Origin of the sequence: Bacillus sp. FSL K6-0993 (assembly GCF_037977205.1) — a bacterium.
GTDB classification, from domain to species: domain Bacteria; phylum Bacillota; class Bacilli; order Bacillales; family Bacillaceae; genus Bacillus; species Bacillus subtilis.
The window spans coordinates 2,827,367-2,847,988 of the sequence record NZ_CP150275.1; the positions used below are offsets into that span (position 1 = coordinate 2,827,367).

The window sequence follows — 20,622 nt, forward strand, 5'->3', positions numbered from 1 at the left end:
CTGTCTTTAATAGGCAGAGTATTTTTTCAGTTTTTGCATTTCTTCCATCATCTTTTTCTTCTGTTCTTCCAAATCCTGCGGATGCAGCTTCTGCTGTCCGGATTCTGAATCAGACGCTGTTTCCTTTTCTGTCATCCAATCAGGAAGCTTTTCTTCACGAATCACTTTTTGGTTTCGTTTCGAAGACTTTGTTTTTCCTTCAGCCCATTCAAGATACTGGCGGTTTTCTTCTATTGCGAGCTTCATCGCTTCCCTGACCGTTTTTACCTTTTTGCGTGCCCAATGCGAAGCGATTTTTTGAATATAGTTTTTCGACAGCTTCATGTCGGTTTTCAGCATGACATAATAAATTAACACATTTGTGACGCCTGGCTCGAGCTTCTGTTCGAACATAATTTCTTCTATGATCTTCAGATCAGCTTTTGACGGCTCTGTTCCGTCAGCAATGTCCTGCAGAAGCTTCTTCGGAGAAATCGCCTCCAGCAATGCGATCAGCTTCCCATCTAGAGAATCCTCTTCTGCCGGTTTTTCGCCTTCACGCAGATGCACCGGCTGTGTTTTTTCCACCAAATCAGGCAGCTGTCCGTTTCTTTCAATTTGATACCAGTCGCTCGCCGCTTTTCTTAATGCCTCCGTCGTAATGACGTCACGCTCATCAATTGCGCTCATCACAACATTTTGCATTTGCAAAGGGTCAATTCCGTACAGATAAGAAAGCTTTTTGATTGTGTCACGCACCTGCTGGGTCATCGCTTTTCTCGGTATCATCGTCTCAGAAAGTCCCGCTAAAAACAAATCAAAATCAAACACATCCTCCGTTATGGTGTAGGACGGAGACTGTCCGACAGAAGTATACTCGGACCCCTCGGCAAGCCTTACCGTTTCCTCCATATCGGATGTGAGCTTCCATTCACTCGGCTGCAGCGATTCAAACGCGTGATTAAACGGCCGCGTAATGTCCTTCGCATCTTCTGTAATGGCCGGGTGCGTAAAAAATTGTTTTAATTGCTGATATTTCGTTTTTCCGACTCTATTATACAGAAAAACATTCAGCATTCCGTCTTCAAAAAATTCATTTGGTCTGAGCGGCGGAAGGAGTTCATATATAAAGAGGCGCTCCTGCCGCTCGGATTCTTTCATATATACTTTCAGCAATCCGATGCCCTCGAGCTTCCCCTGTTCCTGATGGATCGTTTTTAAGTTGGACTGTGTCATCCCCATCAGCTGTCTATGTGTGGACTCTCCGCCCCACAGACGGTTTTGTTCAAGCTCTCCCCACAATGTCATATAAAGAGAGAATGCAACAGGGCCGATTAAGGGCTGGTACAGTTGTGTAATAATTTGTCTGTCGATATCCTGCAGCATCGATCTGCTTTTAACCACATACGGGTCTACAGGCAGTACATCTTTCCAATAGTCAGCCATACATTCTCAAACCTTCCGAATTTGTTTCTACCTTTCATTTTACACCGTTTCTTATATCTATCAAATGCCAATTTTGCACATGAGAAAAGAGCTAGAAGAATCCTCTTAGCTCTTTTAACGCTCTTTCTTTATTAAGTCTTTTAATTCATCGATAAAGACGTTTATATCTTTAAACTGCCGATAGACGGACGCGAACCGCACATATGCGACTTCGTCAATCTTAGCCAGCCGGTCCATGACCATTTCTCCGACGAGCTCACTCTTCACCTCGGAGCAGCCTTGATTGCGAAGCTCTTTTTCAATATCAAAGCACATGTCTTCAAGCGTTTTGAGTGAAACAGGCCTTTTTTCACATGCTTTTATGAGACCGCGCAGCATTTTTTCTCTGCTGAATTCCTCACGCACACCTTCTTTTTTCACGACGATGAGCGGGGTTTCCTCCACTTTCTCAAAGGTCGTAAACCGGTAGTGGCAGGATTCGCACTCGCGTCTTCGGCGAATCGACTTTCCGTCATCCACAGGCCGTGAATCAAGGACTCGTGTTCCGTTATGCTGGCATGAAGGACATTTCAATAAAATCAGCTCCCAACTATATCGTTCCCTGCAATGTATTTTCGGCAGCCTCCGCCTTTTAAAAATAGATGTGACAGCATCTGTCGGGAGAGCCGGTGTTAAATTTGTTTCTTTAGCATTAGGTGGTTTGTGAAAATCTCCTTCTTATTTTACAAAAAAAATGAAAAAAGAAAAAGCTGACACTCTCGTTTCTTTATAAAAATAAAAGGAGCATAAGCTAAAAAGCGCATAATGGCTTTCTAGCTTCAGCTCCCTTTGTGTTCGCAATTTACTTTATAGTACTTTCGCTTGCGCCTGTTTAATCTGCACAGGCCCCATTCCTCTTGGTATTTCAATGTTTTCTCTTGTATCAGCATGTAATGCCTCTGCAATGTAATCAGCAGCGACATTAGGATCTAAGTCTCCACAAGTATAAACATCAATGCTCGCATATCCGTGCTCAGGAAAACTGTGAATCGTTAAGTGTGATTCAGAAATAATCACAACTCCGCTTACGCCTTGCGGTGCAAATTTGTGAAATGCAACCTCGCGCACCTCAGCACCTGATTTTAGAGCAGCATTTACAAACGTTTTTTCAATAAAATCCATGTCATTCAGCTTATCAAAATCGCATCCCCATAGCTCGGAGATAACGTGACGCCCCATTGTTTCCATAGTCATGGACCCCCCTTAACAAGAATTAAAAAGTGAAATTCCAACAACTGGGTCGGCCATTTACCACGGGGGAAAGTTAGTCCGGAGAGGTCCTAACCCTTTAAGTAATTCCGAAACAGTCTCAAGCAAGAAGTTCACGAAAAATAGTATACTGTGTTTAAGTCTAATTTGCAAGGTGCGTTTTTTCAGAAATATGTTGTTAAGGGTTTTTTCTTTAAAATGTGTCCATGACCTTATTTTATACAGCAGACGGATGTTTCATTCGTGCCGCTACATGGCGGATCAGATCAACAACTCTGCAGGAGTAGCCCCATTCGTTGTCATACCACGCCAGCACCTTTACTTTCCTGTCTTCCATTACCATTGTTGTAAGCCCGTCAATGACCGCTGAATGCGGATTCGTATTATAATCAGTCGAAACGAGCGGTTCATCTGAGTAATCAAGTACACCGTACATCGACGTTTTGGCAGCGCGTTTAAATGCCTCGTTTACTTCTTCAGCCGTAACATCCGTTTTCAGATCAACAACGAGATCAACCAATGAGACGTTCGGAACAGGGACACGCAAGGCGAGGCCGTGAAGTTTTCCTTTCAGATGCGGCAGCACAAGCGAAAGCGCCTTTGCCGCTCCTGTTGTCGTCGGAATGATGGATTCACCGCAAGCCCGCGCCCGGCGCAAATCTTTGTGCGGGTTATCAATATTTTTTTGGTCATTCGTATACGCATGAACTGTAGTCATCAGACCGCTCTCAATGCCAAACTCTTCATCCAGCACTTTTACAACAGGCGCAAGGCAATTTGTCGTGCATGACGCATTTGAAATAATGACATGGCGCTCTGCGTCGAATTGGTCCTCATTTACGCCCATCACAATGGTAACGTCTTCATTTTTTCCCGGAGCGGTCAAAATCACTTTTTTTGCGCCTGCTTCTATATGGCCCATCGCTTTATCTTTAGCATTAAACTTCCCTGTTGCTTCGACGACTATGTCAATATCATATTCCCGCCAAGGCAGCTGTTTTGGATCACGGCTGTTTAACAAAAGCACTTTCTTTCCATTTACGATCAGGCTGTCTTCACCAGCCACAACCTCTTTATCGTATCTGCCGTGAATTGTGTCATACTTTATTAAATGAGCCAGCGTTTCTGCGGAATAGCTGGCGTTAATGGCCACTACTTGAATTTGATCGTCTAACATCGCTTTTCTAAAAACCATTCTTCCGATTCTTCCAAACCCGTTGATCGCTACTTTTACCTTCATGTTGGACACCCCTTATCAATTATGCCATCCTAATTTGTTACTATCTAAAATTAGTATAACACATTAAAACAAATTCGCCAGTACATATTGATAAAAATCAACGATTATAACGCTAATTTATGATGCATCTTATGTTTTCTTGCACAGAATATCAGGCGTAAGAACCAAAAAGCAGCCAGCGCTCCGCACTGACTGCCCTCATGCTTTATGATTCCTGTTTTAACTTATCATTGAGCACACTTTCTTCTAGCACAGAAAATGTATCCCCGTACACTCTGTTAATATGATTCGCTCCCCAAGCACACAGCATATCTAAAATTCCTTCTAAGCTGCGGCCGTATTCGCTGAGCTCGTATTCCACTTTGGGAGGAACTTGATTATATACGATTCGGTTAATGACACCGTCCGCTTCCAGCTCGCGCAGCTGCTGAGTCAGCATTTTTTGCGTGATATTGGGCATTAGGCGTTTTAATTCGCTTGTGCGTTTTTTTCCGTGCGTCAGATGGCATAAAATGACGCATTTCCATTTCCCTCCAATCACTTCAAGAGTCGCTTCAACAGAAATGTTATATTTTTTCTTCTCCATACAATCCATTCTCCTCACAGGCACTAAAAAGTGACTATAGCACTTAAAAGTACGTACTTTTATTTCTTAACGATATGTTTCATAATCACATTTGCCGGCTGATTTGAATCTGCTCTTTTTTATTTATATAGCTTACTCGGCAGAATTTCAATCATACAACACATCTTACAAAGGAGGAACATCATGACTTCAGCCAATAAAAGCAGTATTCCTGCACTACTGGCTTTGGCCGTAAGTGCATTCGCAATAGGGACAACTGAATTTATCAGTGTCGGCCTTTTGCCGCTCATTGCTGATGACCTGGATATTCCAGTCACGACAGCAGGATTGACCGTTTCCCTTTATGCGCTCGGCGTTACATTTGGGGCACCTATATTAACTTCATTGACCTCAAGCATGTCACGTAAGACACTATTGCTTTGGATCATGTTTATTTTTATTGCCGGTAATACGATGGCAGCAACCGCTTCAAGCATCGGGATTTTACTAGCTGCACGTGTGATATCGGCATTTTCGCACGGTGTGTTTATGTCGATCGGTTCGACAATCGCAGCGGATATTGTCCCGGAAGATAAAAGGGCTAGCGCGATTTCAATTATGTTTACTGGCCTCACTGTGGCAACTGTAACCGGAGTTCCTTTTGGGACATTTATCGGCCAGCAGTTTGGCTGGCGTTTCGCCTTTATGGTCATTATCGCCGTCGGAATCATTGCTTTCATTACAAATGGCATTCTTGTACCGTCCAAATTACGAAAAGGGACGAAAACAACGATGCGGGATCAATTGAAGCTTGTGACAAACAGCCGGTTATTGCTTTTATTTGTCATTACAGCGCTTGGATACGGAGGAACATTCGTTGTGTTCACGTATCTGTCTCCCCTGCTTCAGGAAGTAACAGGCTTCAAAGCCGGGACTGTTGCAGTGATTCTGCTCGGATACGGAATAGCTATTGCTATCGGCAATATGATTGGCGGAAAGCTGTCAAACCGAAATCCGATTGCCGCTTTATTCTATATGTTTATCGTACAGGCAATTGTTCTATTCGTACTGACATTTACAGCCCCGTATCAAGCAGCTGGGCTCATTACCATTCTCTGTATGGGATTGCTGGCCTTTATGAACGTGCCCGGCCTTCAGGTGTATGTCGTCATGCTGGCTGAGCGTTTTGTCCCGAGTGCAGTTGACGTCGCATCCGCGATGAATATCGCTGCTTTTAATGCAGGGATCGCGCTTGGGTCATACCTTGGCGGTGTGATCACCGATTCAATCGGATTGATTCATACCGCTTGGATAGGCGGATTAATGGTGGTCGGTGCAGTCATTTTAACAGGCTGGAGCCGCTTGATGGAAAAACGAGATCGGCAGGAAGCCTGACAATTTTAAAGGAGGAAATGATCATGACAACACATTTACAAGCAAAAGCAATACTTCATAATGGGGTGGAAATGCCTTGGTTCGGCCTCGGCGTGTTCCAAGTGGAAGAAGGATCTGAACTGATAAACGCAGTTAAAACTGCCATTGTTCACGGGTACCGCAGTATTGATACTGCAGCAATCTATGGAAATGAAGCTGGAGTCGGAGAAGGGATTCGGGAAGGCATTGAAGAAGCAGGCATTTTAAGAGATGATCTGTTTATCACATCGAAAGTATGGAATGCGGATTTAGGCTACGAGGATACACTCGCCGCGTTTGAAACAAGCCTGTCCAAACTCGGTCTGGATTATTTGGATCTATACCTCATCCACTGGCCTGTAGAAGGAAAGTATAAAGAAGCTTGGAGAGCGCTTGAAACGCTGTATAAAGAAGGCCGTATCAAAGCGATTGGCGTAAGCAACTTCCAAATTCACCATCTTGAAGATCTGATGACGGCAGCTGAAATTAAGCCTATGATTAACCAAGTGGAATTTCACCCGCGCCTTACACAAAAAGAGTTGATAAGATACTGCCAAAATCAGGGCATCCAGATGGAGGCTTGGTCACCTTTAATGCAGGGGCAGCTGCTGGATCATCCTGTATTGGCTGACATCGCTCAAACATATAATAAATCTGTCGCACAAATTATTTTGCGCTGGGATCTGCAGCATGGCATCATTACGATTCCTAAATCAACGAAGGAACACCGCATTAAAGAAAACGCAAGCGTATTTGACTTTGAATTAACGCAGGATGACATGAACCGAATCGATGCACTGAATGAAAACTTACGCGTCGGTCCTGATCCGGACAACTTTGATTTTTAATGGCAAAAAAACACCGTTCAATATGAACGGTGTTTTTTGATTAAGCCCAGTTGTTCATGATTTCATCAAGCTGCCTTTTGGTCTCTTCAAGCGTGCCGCTGTTATCAATGACTTGATCTGCTCTTGCTGTTTTTTCCTCTAAGGGCATTTGAGAGCGGATACGGCTGACTGCTTCTTCTTCCGTCAGCTGATTGCGCTTCATCAGACGTTCCAGTTGAAGCTCTTTTGTCACACTGACCACAATAATTTTATCAACTAATGATTCCAATTTGCTTTCGAACAATAGCGGTATATCCAATACAACAAATGCCTCCCGATTTGCAACGGCTTTATCACGGCGCTTGAGCATTTCCTGCCTGACTGCGGGATGAACAATTGCGTTTAAAGCGAGACGCTTTTGTTCATTTGTAAATACCAGTGCCCCAAGCTTTTTCCGATCTATATCGCCATTTGGGAGCAGAATGTCTTCACCGAATTCGTCAATGATTTGCCGGTAGGCCGGCATCCCTTTTTCTCCCGCTTGTTTTGCAATAATATCTGCATCTATAACTGTTATTCCTTTTTCAATCAGCATATTGGCTACCGTGCTTTTGCCGCTAGCTATTCCTCCCGTTAAACCAATGACTAAGGTCAAGAGATCCACTCCTTTTTACAATTTCCAGAGCCCAATCGTGATCAGCAGAAGCCCCGGCAAAAACGCCATTTTATCGATCCATTTCCACTTAGAGAGAAAATGGCCGGCATTGATTCCAATTGATACAAACAGCGAGCTCATGATTGCCACGGCGATGCTCATCACAATCGGTGAAAAACCGAGAATGGCTGCGCCTATACCTGCTCCAAAGGCATCAATCGATAAGGCAAATCCCAATAAGACCGCCTCAATTCCGTTGATCACACCCGATTTGTCGATATCCGCACTCATGGGTTTTCTCAAAATATGAATCACAATCCCTAATGACCGAACCTCTAAATTAAGCAGTGTTTTTTCATGCAATAGGTATTCTTTATCTTTTGCCGGTTTGAAAAATTGATACAGAACCCACGCACCGATTCCAACCAATATCAAACCGCCAAGCTTCTCCGTCACATATACAGGAAAAAACTTCGTGAGAAAGCTTCCGATCAGCATGGATATAAACATGACAGCACCGGAACAGCAGGCGATAACCAAAATCGCTTTAAACGGTATTTTCATTTTTCTCAATCCATACGTAAATCCGACTGAAAAACTGTCCAAGCTGACAGCCAACGCCAGCAGCAGTATAGAAACCATTTGCATATCCGTTTCTTCCTTTCTGTTGGTGCTCTTGTATCAGATGTGAAATGCCCGGGATTCATCACAATCATATATATGGGAAAGTGAAAAATCCGTGTTTCGAAAATGGCATCCTCCATTACAGAGTTACTGATATATGCACCGACAGCTTGGACGATGAAGCATTATGCTACTTTTTTTTCTGGCACTTTGCGCAAAAATGCGTGCCTCTTCCTCCAACGACAATTTTCGAAATCATCGTGCCGCAATTTTTGCATGGCTCGTCTTTTTTTCCGTACACAAAATGCTGCAGCTGGAACATTCCGATTTCCCCTTGGGAGTTGATATATGAACGGACTGTGCTTCCGCCCGCATCAATCGCCTCCTGCAGGGTGTTTTTGATTTCAGCGTGAAGGGTTTTGATTGTTTTATCTGATAATTGATTTGCTTTTGTCTCGGGATGGACACCCGCTCTGAAAAGAGCCTCATCCACATAAATGTTCCCTAGTCCAACTACCGTTTTTTGATCCAGTAGGGCAGTTTTGACAGCGCGGTTTGTTTTCGCAAGCCGTTCTTTTAAATACGCACTCGTAAATTCTTCTGCATCCGGCTCCGGACCTAACTGAGAAAGCGGGAGCTCGCCCGCTTCTTCTCCCGGTTTAAATAAGTGCATGGTTCCAAATTTCCGCACATCCCTGTACCGAAGCTGGGTTCCATCCGTCATCGTGAATATGACATGCACGTGTTTATCGTCAGGCTCCTCGGCTTGATGAAGACCGTATTTTCCTTCCATTCGAAGGTGAGAAACCATAACATAATGATCTAAATGAAACAGTAAAAACTTTCCCCGTCTTCCGATGGACTGTATCGTTTCTCCTGCTAGTTTTCGCGCAAATTCCTCCGGTTCGGCAGGCCGTTTGATGATATTCGGCCATCTGATCTCTACCGATTTGATTGTTTTTCCCTTTACAAGCCCGGTCAGAGTGCGCCGGACCGTCTCAACCTCTGGTAATTCCGGCACATCCATCACTTCCTATCTCTGTTTATTTCGCATCGTACCAAGATGGGCCTGATGCAAAGTCCACCTTTAACGGCACATCTAATGCAAGCGCATGCTCCATCACTTCAGGAACAAGCTTTTCGAGAATTCCAATTTCTTCCTGTGGTGCCTCAAAAATCAATTCATCGTGTACTTGAAGCAGAAGCCTTGCTTTCAACTGTTTTTCTTTCAGCTTGGCAGCCATGTCAATCATGGCTTTTTTGATAATATCAGCGGCGCTTCCTTGAATCGGCGTATTCATGGCCGTCCGCTCCGCAAAACTTCGGATATTAAAGTTCCGGCTCGTCAGCTCAGGGATGTAGCGGCGGCGATGCATAAGCGTTGTTACGTATCCTTTTTGCTTCGCTTCCTGTACTGAATCTTCCATGTACGCTTTTACGCCTTGGAAGCTTTCCAGATAGCGGTCGATAAATGCTCCCGCTTCCTTCCGAGTAATGCCGAGGTTCTGTGACAGACCGTAATCGCTGATCCCGTAAACAATGCCAAAGTTGACCGCTTTCGCCTGGCGTCTCATCGCAGATGTCACTTCATCCTTAGCGACATGGAACACATCCATTGCCGTTTTCGTGTGAATATCCATATCATTTGTAAAAGCTTCGATCAGATTTTCATCCTTTGAAATATGGGCAAGCACCCGCAGCTCGATTTGTGAATAATCGGCTGCAAAAATGAGCCAGTCTTTTTCAGACGGCACAAAAGCTTGGCGAATTTTCCGCCCTTCCTCAAGCCTGATCGGAATGTTTTGCAGGTTCGGATCAGTCGAGCTGAGACGGCCAGTTTGCGTTAAGGCTTGGTTAAATCGCGTGTGCACTTTATGCGAATCCGGTCTCGTCACCTTTAAAAGCCCTTCGATATATGTTGATTGAAGCTTGCCAATTTGTCTGTACTGTAAAATATAGTCGACAATATCATGCTTGTCAGCCAGCTTTTCAAGCACATCGGCAGACGTAGAATAGCCTGTTTTCGTTTTCTTTACGACAGGAAGACCGATCTTTTCAAATAAGATGACGCCTAGCTGTTTCGGAGAATTGATGTTAAACGGCTCTCCCGCAATCTCATGGATTTTTTCTTCATATTCCTTCAGCTTCGCACCCAGTTCTTCACCCATCCGTTTTAAACGGTCAACATCGACCTTGACGCCAGTTGATTCCATTTCGCCGAGAATAAGCGCAAGAGGCATTTCCAGCTCTTCAAACAGTTCAAGCTGGTCGTTGTTTTCCAGCTCCTGAACGAGCTTTTCCCGAAGGCTTTGAATCGCTAACGCTTTTCGGCCAAGGTGCTCAGACAGTACGTCTTCTGACGGCACTGCTCGTTTTGCTCCTTTTCCATAAACTGATTCATCACTTGAAACGATATGCAGGCCGTAATCCTTAGCCACACTCGCAACGTCGTCATATGAATTGCCCGGGTTGATGATATAAGCCGCAAGGAGCGTATCAAACTCGGCTCCTTTCAGCTCAATGCCCTGCCAGCGCAAAGCGACAACAGCCCGCTTGCTGTCGAAGACCCATTTCTTCTGATCGTCATTTTCCACCCATTCTTTAAACACCTCAGACTCAACGGCAATGTCTTTCGGAATGAAATAAGCTCCCGTTTCATTTACGATCGAAAATCCGAGAATCGGCTCTTCATGATAATTATCGCCAATCTGTTCAACGACAAATGCGGATGGAGAAACCAATATATCGCTTGTCACGTCTGTGACTGTTTTGACATTAATGTCTTCCAACGATTGATCCTGTTCTGCTTCTGCACTGTCTTCTCCAAGCCGTTCAAGAAGCGTGTTGAAGCCAAGATCTTTAAAGATGGCAATGACCTGTTCACGATTAAAGCCTTGATATTCCAGAGCGGAAACAGATACCTCAATCGGAGCATCTGTCATAATTGTCGCAAGCTCCTTGCTCATCAATGCTTGATCCTTAAACTCCTCAAGCTTTTCCTTCAATTTCTTTCCGCTCACCTCGTCAATGGACTCCAGCAGCTTTTCAACGGAATCAAATTGTTTTAAAAGCTTAATCGCAGTCTTTTCTCCGACGCCGGGCACACCCGGAATATTATCTGAGGAATCGCCCATCAGACCCTTCATGTCAATGATTTGTTCAGGCGTAAGCCCATATTTCTCTTTGACATGCTCCGGTGTGTAAAATTCAACGTCGGTAATTCCCTTTCTCGTAATGGCAACTGTCGTTTTGTCCGTTGCCAGCTGGGTTAAATCCTTATCCCCTGAGAAAACCTTAACTTCAAATCCGTCTTTTTCAGCCGATTTGGCCAGTGTGCCGATAATATCATCCGCTTCATATTGTTCCAGTTCATAGCGGCTGATCTGGTAGGCATCCAGCAGCTCGCGGATAAACGGCATTTGTTCGGAAAGCTCAGGCGGAGTTTTCTGTCTGCCGCCTTTATATTCTTTAAATGTGCCGTGACGAAATGTTGTTTTCCCGGCATCAAACGCAACCAGCATGTGCGTCGGTTTTTCATCCTCAAGCATTTTCATCAAAATCATCGCAAAGCCGTATACAGCATTCGTATGAACACCTTTATCATTGCTTAACAGCGGCAATGCAAAAAACGCCCGGTAAGCCAGACTGTTTCCGTCTACAAGCACTAATTTTTTTCGTTCCGTCATTCAATTTCCTCCTAAGAAGCCTCAGGCTTCCATTCATCTCTTACATAGTCATTAGCTCCTCTTATTTTAACAAAGTTCAATTTGAAAGGAAAATACGTGAACTATAAGAGAAGACACAAAAAAGGACGGGAACACAAATAGGTTCCCGCCGTCAAAATTGGCTCCTTGGATGAAGGGGTTCTACTACATCCTACCAGCATAGGTTTAACAGTGCATGAAGATATTGTTAAACCTTTGTAAACATTAGGCGGACTTTTCAGCGGCCCGTTTCAGCGTCACGGTAAAGACAGTTCCCCGTCCAGGCTCGCTTGTGACATCAATTTTCCCTTCATGAGCCTCTATTAAATGCTTGACAATCGCAAGGCCCAGCCCTGTTCCGCCCGAATTCCTGCTTCTGTCTTTATCTACGCGGTAAAAGCGTTCAAAGATGCGCGGAATTTCTTCTTTCTGAATTCCGATTCCAGAATCGGCAACCTCAATCTGAATTTCTTTTTCTCTGGGCTTTACATTGATAGCCACGGAGCCCCCCTCAGGCGTGTAGGTTAACGCATTGTTTACGAGATTAAGAAATACCTGTTTCAGCCTGTACGGGTCACCAGATACATATTGAGGGTCTTTCGGGACATTCAGTTGCAAGGAGATGCCTTTCTCATCCGCCTTATGCTTCAGAAGCGTTTCAATCTCACCAAGCATTTTGGCCGGATCAAACGTTTCGATACTGAGCGTGAAATTTTGCTGCTCGATTTTTGAGAGATCGAGCAAATCCTGAACCAAAGACTGAAGCCTTTCGCTTTCCTTAAGAATAATAGAGAGAAATTCAGAAAGCGCCTCTTTATCCTCCATCGCCCCGTCCAATAACGTCTCCGTAAACCCTTTTATGGACGTAATCGGCGTTTTCAGCTCATGAGAAACATTGGCCACAAAATCCTTCCTCATCTGCTCTAATTTCTTTGTTTCCGTCATGTCATGGAAAACAAGCACAATTCCTTTCCATTCATCGTCCGGCCCCATAATCGGAACGCCGTCCACTTCAAAATAACGCCGTTCTATTTTGATCGGCAGTCTTAACAGCTTGCATTTCTTTGTCTCCGTCATAAAAATGTCTTCGACAAGCTGGACCACTTCTTCATGTTCAAATGCATCGTGATAAAGACGGCGCAGCATATGATTCGGATTGATATGAAACTGCTTGGCGTAAGACCTGTTTACGAGATTAATAAAGCCTCTTCCGTCGATCATAATCAGCCCGGAGCCAATGTTTTCAATGACTGTCAGCAGCCGATCCCGCTGCATTTCCTGCGTTCGCGTCATTTCCATCAGATCAATGGCAAGGCTGTTCATCGCATGTCCTAGCTTATCAGAACGCCTAATATAGCCGCCGTATGTCCGTGCATCGTAGTTGCCCTTAGAGAGTTCTGTGGCTACATTTGTGGCTGACTCAATTGACCTTTTATAACGTGAGGTCATGCTGGAATAAAAATAAACAATGACGATAAATGCGGTACAAAGACTGGCCGTCAGCATCCCCCACAATTCGCCTTTTAAGCCGTCGCTTTTTTCAGAGGCGGAAAGCAGCACATATCCTGTTTTTTCACCTTCGCTTCTAAGTGAAAGTCCGTAATAAAGCTTGTTATCTGTTGTTGACAGAATCCCCTCATGTCCAGAAACAAGCGCCTGCACCTTTTGGGAATCAGCCGCTCTCCCGTTTGACCCATACAGCACCTTGCCGTCTGTATCGATAACGGATGCGGTCACATCAAGCGCGCCGCCTGCATCTTTAATGATTTTCTCATTTGCTTGATCATTCAGATTGCCGGCATCAAGAAGCGAAGCCAAGTATTTTGCTTCTTTTTCAATGTGTTCCTCTGCTTTCCTTTGATCAGATGTTTCAAAAAGCTGCTGTAAAAACAGCCCGAGGACACAAAACACCAGAATCATACAGACAACGAATACAGAAAAAAGGCGCACACGGTATTTATTCATTCATTTTTGGCTCCTCCAGTTTATACCCCAATCCCCTAATCGTTTTAATGTAGATCGGTTTTTTGGTATTGTTTTCAATTTTGTCGCGAAGATGGCTGATGTGCACATCAACTATTCTCGTATCTCCGGCAAAATCATAATTCCAGACTGCGCTCAGCAACAGGTCTCTTGTCAGAACTCTGCCTTTATGTCTGCCTAAATAGAGCAGCAGTTCGAATTCTTTCGGTGTCAGTTCAAGCTGACTTTCTTTAAAGTACGCTTCATAATGATCAGGCAGGATTTTCAGATCGCCAATTACGATCTGGCCTTCCATTTCATCATTCTTCATCTCACTAGAGGGCGCAGCCATTTCCGAACGCCTTAAAATCGCTTTTACTCTCGCATTTACTTCCCTTGGACTGAACGGCTTGGTCATATAATCATCAGCACCGAGCTCAAGCCCTAATACTTTGTCGAATTCCTCATCCTTCGCTGTCAGCATTAAAATGGGAAACATCAGTTTTTGCTGTCTCAGCTGCTTGCATACTTCGATTCCGTCCAATTTTGGAAGCATCACATCAAGCACAATCAAATCAGGCTTCTCTGTTTCCGCTTTTTTGAGTGCTTCTTCCCCATCCGAGGCGGTAATGACATCATAGCCTGACCGTTCCAAATTGTACTGTAAAAGAGTAACAATAGATTCTTCATCATCCACAACTAAAATTTTCTTGTTCATGCTGTGCCTCCAGTATTATAATTCCCCGACATCCTATTTCTCTATTTTATGTCATCTTAACATGTTTCATGATTTTATTTTAGCGAAAGCAGGACATTCCGACAATTCGCCTTTTACATCATTTTTAAAAGAAATATAGATGTGCATGATAACGCTTTCATTTATAGTAAAAAGAGAAAGGCTGTATTAAGCAAGCCTTTCTCTCTTTTTATTAGGATAATACTTTCATGACATTTTTGACAGATTCAACTGATTTATTCAGCTGCGCTCTTTCATAGTCTGTCAGTTCAAGTTCAATGATTTGCTCAAGACCGTTGCCGCCTACAATTGTAGGAACACCAAGGTAGATGCCTTCATAGCCGTATTCCCCTTCAAGATAAGCAATTGTAGGAAGGACGCGGCGCTGATCTTTCAAGATCGCTTCGACCATTTCTGTCAGAGAAGCCGCAGGCGCATAATACGCGCTTCCGTTTCCAAGAAGATTCACGATTTCGCCTCCGCCTTTTCTAGTGCGCTCCACAATTGCGTCAATCCGTTCTTTCGGAATAAGAGTTTCAAGCGGGATACCGCCAGCATAAGAATAACGCACAAGTGGCACCATATCGTCACCGTGTCCGCCGAGTACGAAACCAGTCACATCTTTCACTGACAGGTTTAATTCCTCTGCCACAAATGTTCTGAATCTTGCCGTATCAAGCACACCGGACTGGCCGATTACACGCTCTTTAGGGAAGCCTGATTCTTTGTACACCGCGTATGTCATTGCATCAACAGGATTTGTCAGCACCACAATAATAGAGTCAGGAGAATATTTCACGATTTCCCGCGTAACGCTTCTCATAATCTTTTCGTTTGTAGAGACCAGATCATCTCTGCTCATACCAGGTTTTCTTGCGATACCGGCTGTAATGACAACAATGTCAGAGCCAGCTGTATCCTCGTAATTGGATGTTCCCGTAATTTTTGCGTCAAAGCCTTGAACCGGGCTTGCTTCAAGCATATCAAGCGCTTTTCCCTTTGTCGGGTTCTCCAATTGCGGAATGTCAACAAGAACAACGTCTGCCAGCTCTTTTTGAGCGATTAAAAATGCAGTTGTAGCTCCGGTAAAACCTGCTCCGATAACAGAAACTTTTTTACGAGTATTTCCCATGTCTCTCTTCTCCTTTATGGCTAGTTTTAGGCTTTTTCCTTGCTTAGTCCATGTTTTTGATCAGTTCTTCTCCGAACTCTGAACATTTCACTTCAGTCGCCCCGTCCATTAATCTAGCAAAATCGTAAGTTACGACTTTAGAAGCGATTGTTTTTTCCATAGATTTGATAACCAAATCAGCCGCTTCGTTCCATCCTAAATGCTCAAGAAGCAGAACGCCTGAAAGAATAACCGAAGATGGGTTTACTTTATCAAGGCCTGCATATTTAGGAGCTGTTCCGTGCGTCGCCTCGAAAATCGCATGTCCTGTTTCGTAGTTGATGTTCGCTCCAGGAGCAATGCCGATTCCGCCGACTTGCGCAGCAAGAGCATCAGAAATGTAATCTCCGTTCAAGTTCATTGTCGCAACGACATCAAACTCGTTTGGACGCGTTAAGATCTGCTGAAGGAAAATGTCAGCAATGCTGTCTTTGATAATGATTTTTCCTGCTGCTTCCGCTTCGCTTTGCGCTTTGTTGGCAGCGTCTTTTCCTTCTTCTTCAGCAATTCGGTCATATTGAGCCCATGTGAAGACTTTATCTCCGTATTCTTTTTCAGCAAGTTCATAGCCCCAGTTTTTGAAGGCGCCTTCTGTGAACTTCATGATGTTTCCTTTGTGAACAAGCGTTACAGATTTGCGGCCATGCTCGATCGCATAATCAATGGCAGCTCTGACCAAGCGGCTTGTTCCTTCTTCTGAAACAGGCTTAATGCCAATACCTGATGTCTCAGGGAAACGGATTTTGTTGACGTTTAACTCATTTTGAAGGAAGCTGATAAGCTTTTGCACTTCTTCAGAGCCTTTTGCATACTCGATGCCTGCGTAAATATCTTCTGTATTTTCACGGAAGATGACCATATCAGTATCTTCAGGGCGTTTTACCGGTGACGGCACTCCAGTAAAGTATCTTACAGGTCTTAAGCAGACGAATAGGTCAAGCTCTTGTCTGAGCGCTACGTTCAAAGAACGGATACCGCCGCCGACAGGTGTCGTTAACGGGCCTTTAATCGCGATGAAATATTCGCGGATCACATCTAATGTTTCAGCAGGGAGCCACTCACCTGTTTTATTATAAGCCTTTTCTCCGGCGTAAACTTCTTTCCATGTAATTTTCTTTTCGCCTTTGTATGCTTTTTCTACTGCTGCTTCCAAAACCTTCGAAGCCGCGTTCCAAATATCAGGACCGGTTCCGTCTCCTTCGATAAATGGGATAATCGGGTTGTTTGGTACGTTTAATACTCCGTTAGAGACTGTAATTTTTTCACCTTGTGCCACAATAAAAACCTCCCAGTATGTAATTCATATTTAGAAAACATTTTATTTTTCTTATATAGAAAACAAAATGATTTTTCCCAACATTCAATTTAAAGTGTAACCCAATTTTGATGTTCTGAACAAGAGGCTAACCTCATTGACGCAAGCCAGCCTCCAATGGTTCTTTAGGCTCTTTCTTCAATCGGAACGAATTTTTGTTTGTCAGGGCCTGTGTAATCTGCCCGCGGGCGGATCAGACGGTTGTTGTCATACTGCTCAAGAATATGAGCGAGCCAGCCGGACATTCTGCTTACAGCAAAAATCGGTGTAAACAAATCATGGTCAATACCGAGGCTGTGATATACAGAAGCCGAATAGAAATCAACGTTAGGCGGAAGCTTTTTCTCTGATGTGACGATGTCTTCTATACGAATTGACATCTCATACCATTTGCTTTCGCCTGTCAGGTTGGTCAGGCGCTTGCTCATTTCTTTCAGATGCTTCGCGCGCGGATCACCATGCTTATACACACGGTGGCCGAATCCCATGATTTTTTCTTTCTTTTCAAGTTTAGCGCGGATGTACGGCTCAGCATTTTCCACTTCACCGATTTCTGTCAGCATTTTCATAACGCCTTCATTCGCTCCGCCGTGAAGAGGCCCTTTCAGCGCGCCGATTGCTGCAGTAATGCCTGAATAGATGTCAGAAAGTGTTGCGACGCAGACCCTCGCTGTGAACGTTGACGCGTTCAGCTCATGGTCAGCATGTAAAATCAATGCTTTGTTGAAGGCTTCAACTTCAATTGGTGAAGGCTCTTCACCGTTTAATGTGTAAAGAAAATTCTCCGCAATACCGTAATCTTCTCTCGGTTCAACAGGCTCAAGACCCTTGCGAATTCTGGAAAACGCTGCAACCAGGCCAGGCACCTTTGCCTGAAGGCGGATCGCCTTTCTGTAGTTGGCTTCCGGGTTCATGGTATCAGCCTCGCTGTCTAGCAGGCCTAGTAATGAAATTGCTGTCCGAAGAGCAGCCATGGGATGAACATTTTCGAGGGAATAAGATTTGAAGTGCTCAATAATTTCTTGCGGAACGGCAGCTTCCTTTGCAAGCTGCTGCTTTAACTCTTCAAGCTCTTTTTTGTTTGGCAGCCTTAGATGCCAAAGCAAGTAGATGATTTCTTCAAAACTTGCATTCTCTGTCAAATCATCGATATCATACCCCACATATGTAAGGGTATCATCAATAATAGAACTAACAGATGATGTTGTTGCTACAACCCCTTCAAGACCGCGTGTCGCTGTCATATATAACATCTCCTTTTCAATAAATTTCCCCTTTAAGAGTGTTGTAAAAACATGAGGCTTACTTAAAAAGCACGATGCAAGTATTTCTCTCCCCCAAAAAGAAAATGCTTACATTTTACTGGCTGCTGGTACTAAAACCCTTTGCTTATGAAAGAACATAACAAATTCTTATAAGCTTATTTAAGTTTAAGCCTATTCTCATTATAAACAATAATCAGACATTTGTTAAATGTTTACCTATAATTTTTTTTTTCATTCTGTGATTTCCCCGAAAAAACGCCTTTATTTGCGGGTTTTTGCATACAAAAAAAGCGGCTTTAAGGCCGCTTTTTTTTATGAAGTGAACAGTTTTACGATCTGCATGGCTAAATAAGCAATCCCCGCTCCGATCAGCGGTCCCACCGCAACTCCTCCAAAAAGCGCGACTGCAAGAATGGTCCCGATCACGAGAGCAGTTGTAATATGCGGATCATTTTCAAGCAGGGTCAGGCCGTTTTTTGCAATCAGCGCCACTGCGATCCCCGCTCCAAGGGCGATCCATGCGTAGGAAGACCGCATTGCTTCTCCAAGCTGCTTAAATCCGATTTCTCCCGTGGCAATCGGGACAAGAACGGCGATGGTAATAATGGTCACACCCCAGTTAATGCCTTTTGACTGGATGGTCGGAAATAATTTCTGATCAAGTCCAACGATTTTGATGATCAAAAGGACGGATACAGCAAAGAGCAATGATTGGTTTTTTGCGATAAGTGCGATAGCCAAGAGTAAAATTAAAAATAAATTCGCTTGTGTAAACACATGCCATCCCTCCTTTAAGATGAATGTATTCATATTCAGCAACAGCGTGAATACATATAAAAAATAGGACATGCTGACGAGAGGAGGACCGTTTTCGTGAATCAATCTTATATCACTATTTTTTTCAGAACCCTCTTTGTCATATCAATGACCGCAGGGTCGATAGCTGCGGCCTATTATTCGTTTCCGTTAACTTATCCGTTCCTGATCGCCCTTATTCTTTCATCAGTGATTCATCCTGTTGTCGATTATTTGGACAAAGTGACAGGATTCCCCCGAACGATAAATGTTCTGGGCGTTCTTGCTTTTTTTCTGCTCGCAGCCTTCGGTGTGCTCACCATTCTGGTAGCCGAAATCGTAACGGGAACAGCCTATCTAGCAAAAACGCTGCCTCCGCATATCAGCACGTTTATTTCATATTGCGAAAAATTGTTTACAACTCATATTCAGCCGCTCTATAACGAGTTAACTCTTTTGTTTCAAGAATTGGAAACGAACCAGCAGGCTTCCATCGTCACTCATATCCAGACACTCGGTGATTCTGCCGCTAAAAATGCCGGGCTCCTGCTGTCCCACATTCTAGAGATGATCCCGAGATTTTTCGCTCTTCTTCCCAATACGGCGGCGGTTCTGATTTTTTCTCTTCTGGCAACCTTTTTTATGACAAAAGATTGGCATAAGCTGAAAGCCATGCTTGTTTTAATTCTGCCGGATCGTGTGACAGCTAACAGTAAAGCGATCAGCAGCGAATTAAAAAAAGCAATGACTGGTTTTATCAAAGCACAAGCCGTCCTCGTTTTCATCACGATGGTGATTGTATTTATCGGCCTTTCTCTCTTAAAGGTTGAACACGCCGCAACAATTGCTTTTTTAATCGGGCTTGTAGATCTTCTCCCTTACTTAGGTGCCGGCTCCGTATTTGTGCCCTGGATTTTGTATTTATCGATTACGGGCCAGCTGCCCCAAGCGATCGGAATTGGTATCCTGTACCTCGTCGTTCTTATTCAGCGGCAGCTGACAGAGCCCAAAATACTAAGTAAATCTATCGGGATCGATCCGCTGGCAACGCTCATCGCCCTGTTTGCCGGCTTTAAATTATTCGGGTTTTTAGGACTGATTGCGGGACCGGCTGTACTCGTCATCATCCAAGCTTTCATCACAACAGGCGCATTAAAAGAAATATGGTCCTATATCACCGTTCAGCAAAAATAAAACGGCAGCCGTTTTTTCATGGCTGCCGTTTTTTATTTGATGATGATCCGCTTATTCTTCGACATTCCTCTCAGCCATTTGAACAGAATCGGCTTACACCAGCCGCGGGTAAACGGGATAAGAAGACAGGCGCCGGCCAAATCTGATAAAAAGCCCGGAAGCATCAGCAATAGACCGCCGATGAAAATGCACAGACCGTCAGCAATCGCTTCCCCCGGCATTTTGCCATATTGAAGATCACGCTGAACCTTATAATACACTTCGGTTCCTTGTTTTTTTGCAGCTGCTGCGCCGATAATGCCCGTCAGAATCATGAATAAAACTGTCGGCAAAATGCCAATCAGCTTGCCTAAAAACAGGAATATGCCGATTTCTATTGCCGGAAACACAATAAAAAGCAAAAACAAAAATCTCATATCCAAGCCCCCCACACGTGTAACACGTTCTGTTCAACAAAAGGCATGATAAAGAGAAAAGGAAGGG

18 protein-coding genes and 1 pseudogene are annotated in these 20,622 nt (G+C 44.0%); 3 read left to right on the forward strand and 16 right to left on the reverse strand.

Annotated elements, in window-relative coordinates; all coding sequences use genetic code 11:
• Positions 1–6 precede the first annotated feature (6 nt).
• From dnaB to MHH79_RS14785, 5 genes are all read right to left on the reverse strand, one after another.
• On the reverse strand, positions 7–1,425 hold the full coding sequence (gene dnaB / locus MHH79_RS14765) for a replication initiation membrane attachment protein DnaB (RefSeq protein ID WP_015384339.1): 1,419 nt from the start codon (positions 1,423–1,425) through the stop codon (positions 7–9).
• 114 nt (positions 1,426–1,539) lie between these two features.
• Entirely contained in the window at positions 1,540–1,998 is a 459-nt protein-coding gene (gene nrdR, locus MHH79_RS14770; protein WP_003223586.1) for a transcriptional regulator NrdR, read from the reverse strand.
• 273 nt (positions 1,999–2,271) lie between these two features.
• The gene (speD, locus tag MHH79_RS14775) at positions 2,272–2,652 is read right to left on the reverse strand and encodes an adenosylmethionine decarboxylase (RefSeq protein WP_003223584.1); all 381 of its coding nucleotides are present in this window, start codon (positions 2,650–2,652) and stop codon (positions 2,272–2,274) included.
• A 238-nt stretch (positions 2,653–2,890) separates the two neighbouring features.
• Positions 2,891–3,913, reverse strand: a complete 1,023-nt coding sequence (locus MHH79_RS14780) for a glyceraldehyde-3-phosphate dehydrogenase (protein WP_003229459.1) — start codon at positions 3,911–3,913, stop codon at positions 2,891–2,893.
• Positions 3,914–4,118: 205 nt separating this feature from the next.
• The gene (locus tag MHH79_RS14785) at positions 4,119–4,499 is read right to left on the reverse strand and encodes a winged helix-turn-helix transcriptional regulator (RefSeq protein WP_003229458.1); all 381 of its coding nucleotides are present in this window, start codon (positions 4,497–4,499) and stop codon (positions 4,119–4,121) included.
• A 183-nt stretch (positions 4,500–4,682) separates the two neighbouring features.
• Here MHH79_RS14785 and MHH79_RS14790 point away from each other — a divergent pair, with 183 nt between their 5' ends.
• Together MHH79_RS14790 and ytbE are read left to right on the forward strand one after the other, a co-directional pair.
• Positions 4,683–5,873, forward strand: a complete 1,191-nt coding sequence (locus MHH79_RS14790; RefSeq protein ID WP_015483547.1) for an MFS transporter — start codon at positions 4,683–4,685, stop codon at positions 5,871–5,873.
• A gap of 23 nt (positions 5,874–5,896) precedes the next feature.
• Positions 5,897–6,739 carry an aldo/keto reductase YtbE gene (ytbE, locus tag MHH79_RS14795; RefSeq protein WP_251218135.1) on the forward strand — a complete coding sequence of 281 codons (843 nt, stop codon included), beginning with the start codon at positions 5,897–5,899 and terminating at the stop codon, positions 6,737–6,739.
• A gap of 40 nt (positions 6,740–6,779) precedes the next feature.
• On the opposite strand, the gene coaE is transcribed toward ytbE, so the two are convergent.
• The 10 genes and pseudogenes from coaE to MHH79_RS14845 all read right to left on the reverse strand — a co-directional run bounded on the left by coaE (position 6,780) and on the right by MHH79_RS14845 (position 18,927).
• Positions 6,780–7,373: a dephospho-CoA kinase gene (gene coaE / locus MHH79_RS14800; protein ID WP_309530168.1), complete on the reverse strand. Its 594-nt coding sequence runs from the start codon at positions 7,371–7,373 to the stop codon at positions 6,780–6,782.
• 15 nt (positions 7,374–7,388) lie between these two features.
• A pseudogene (gene ytaF, locus MHH79_RS14805) lies at positions 7,389–8,039 on the reverse strand (sporulation membrane protein YtaF); the annotation flags it as partial.
• A gap of 148 nt (positions 8,040–8,187) precedes the next feature.
• A complete protein-coding gene (gene mutM / locus MHH79_RS14810) occupies positions 8,188–9,018 on the reverse strand; it encodes a DNA-formamidopyrimidine glycosylase (protein ID WP_015714500.1) in 831 nt (276 codons plus the stop codon).
• Positions 9,019–9,040: 22 nt separating this feature from the next.
• Entirely contained in the window at positions 9,041–11,683 is a 2,643-nt protein-coding gene (polA, locus tag MHH79_RS14815; protein WP_251218134.1) for a DNA polymerase I, read from the reverse strand.
• A 243-nt stretch (positions 11,684–11,926) separates the two neighbouring features.
• Positions 11,927–13,666, reverse strand: a complete 1,740-nt coding sequence (gene phoR, locus MHH79_RS14820) for a sensory box histidine kinase PhoR (RefSeq protein ID WP_063335812.1) — start codon at positions 13,664–13,666, stop codon at positions 11,927–11,929.
• Positions 13,659–14,381 carry a two-component system response regulator PhoP gene (gene phoP, locus MHH79_RS14825; protein WP_014477634.1) on the reverse strand — a complete coding sequence of 241 codons (723 nt, stop codon included), beginning with the start codon at positions 14,379–14,381 and terminating at the stop codon, positions 13,659–13,661. Before phoP ends, phoR begins: the two co-directional genes overlap by 8 nt.
• A gap of 211 nt (positions 14,382–14,592) precedes the next feature.
• Positions 14,593–15,531 carry a malate dehydrogenase gene (gene mdh / locus MHH79_RS14830; protein ID WP_003237775.1) on the reverse strand — a complete coding sequence of 313 codons (939 nt, stop codon included), beginning with the start codon at positions 15,529–15,531 and terminating at the stop codon, positions 14,593–14,595.
• A gap of 43 nt (positions 15,532–15,574) precedes the next feature.
• Positions 15,575–16,846: an NADP-dependent isocitrate dehydrogenase gene (icd, locus tag MHH79_RS14835; RefSeq protein WP_014477637.1), complete on the reverse strand. Its 1,272-nt coding sequence runs from the start codon at positions 16,844–16,846 to the stop codon at positions 15,575–15,577.
• Positions 16,847–17,010: 164 nt separating this feature from the next.
• A complete protein-coding gene (gene citZ, locus MHH79_RS14840) occupies positions 17,011–18,129 on the reverse strand; it encodes a citrate synthase (protein ID WP_004398810.1) in 1,119 nt (372 codons plus the stop codon).
• A 333-nt stretch (positions 18,130–18,462) separates the two neighbouring features.
• A complete protein-coding gene (locus MHH79_RS14845) occupies positions 18,463–18,927 on the reverse strand; it encodes a DUF441 domain-containing protein (protein WP_004398695.1) in 465 nt (154 codons plus the stop codon).
• 96 nt (positions 18,928–19,023) lie between these two features.
• Here MHH79_RS14845 and ytvI point away from each other — a divergent pair, with 96 nt between their 5' ends.
• Entirely contained in the window at positions 19,024–20,139 is a 1,116-nt protein-coding gene (ytvI, locus tag MHH79_RS14850) for a sporulation integral membrane protein YtvI (RefSeq protein WP_004399115.1), read from the forward strand.
• Positions 20,140–20,171: 32 nt separating this feature from the next.
• Here the strand turns inward: ytvI and MHH79_RS14855 are convergent, their stop codons facing one another.
• Complete coding sequence (locus tag MHH79_RS14855; RefSeq protein WP_015251477.1) at positions 20,172–20,555, reverse strand: FxsA family protein; 384 nt, start codon at positions 20,553–20,555, stop codon at positions 20,172–20,174.
• Positions 20,556–20,622 lie beyond the last annotated feature (67 nt).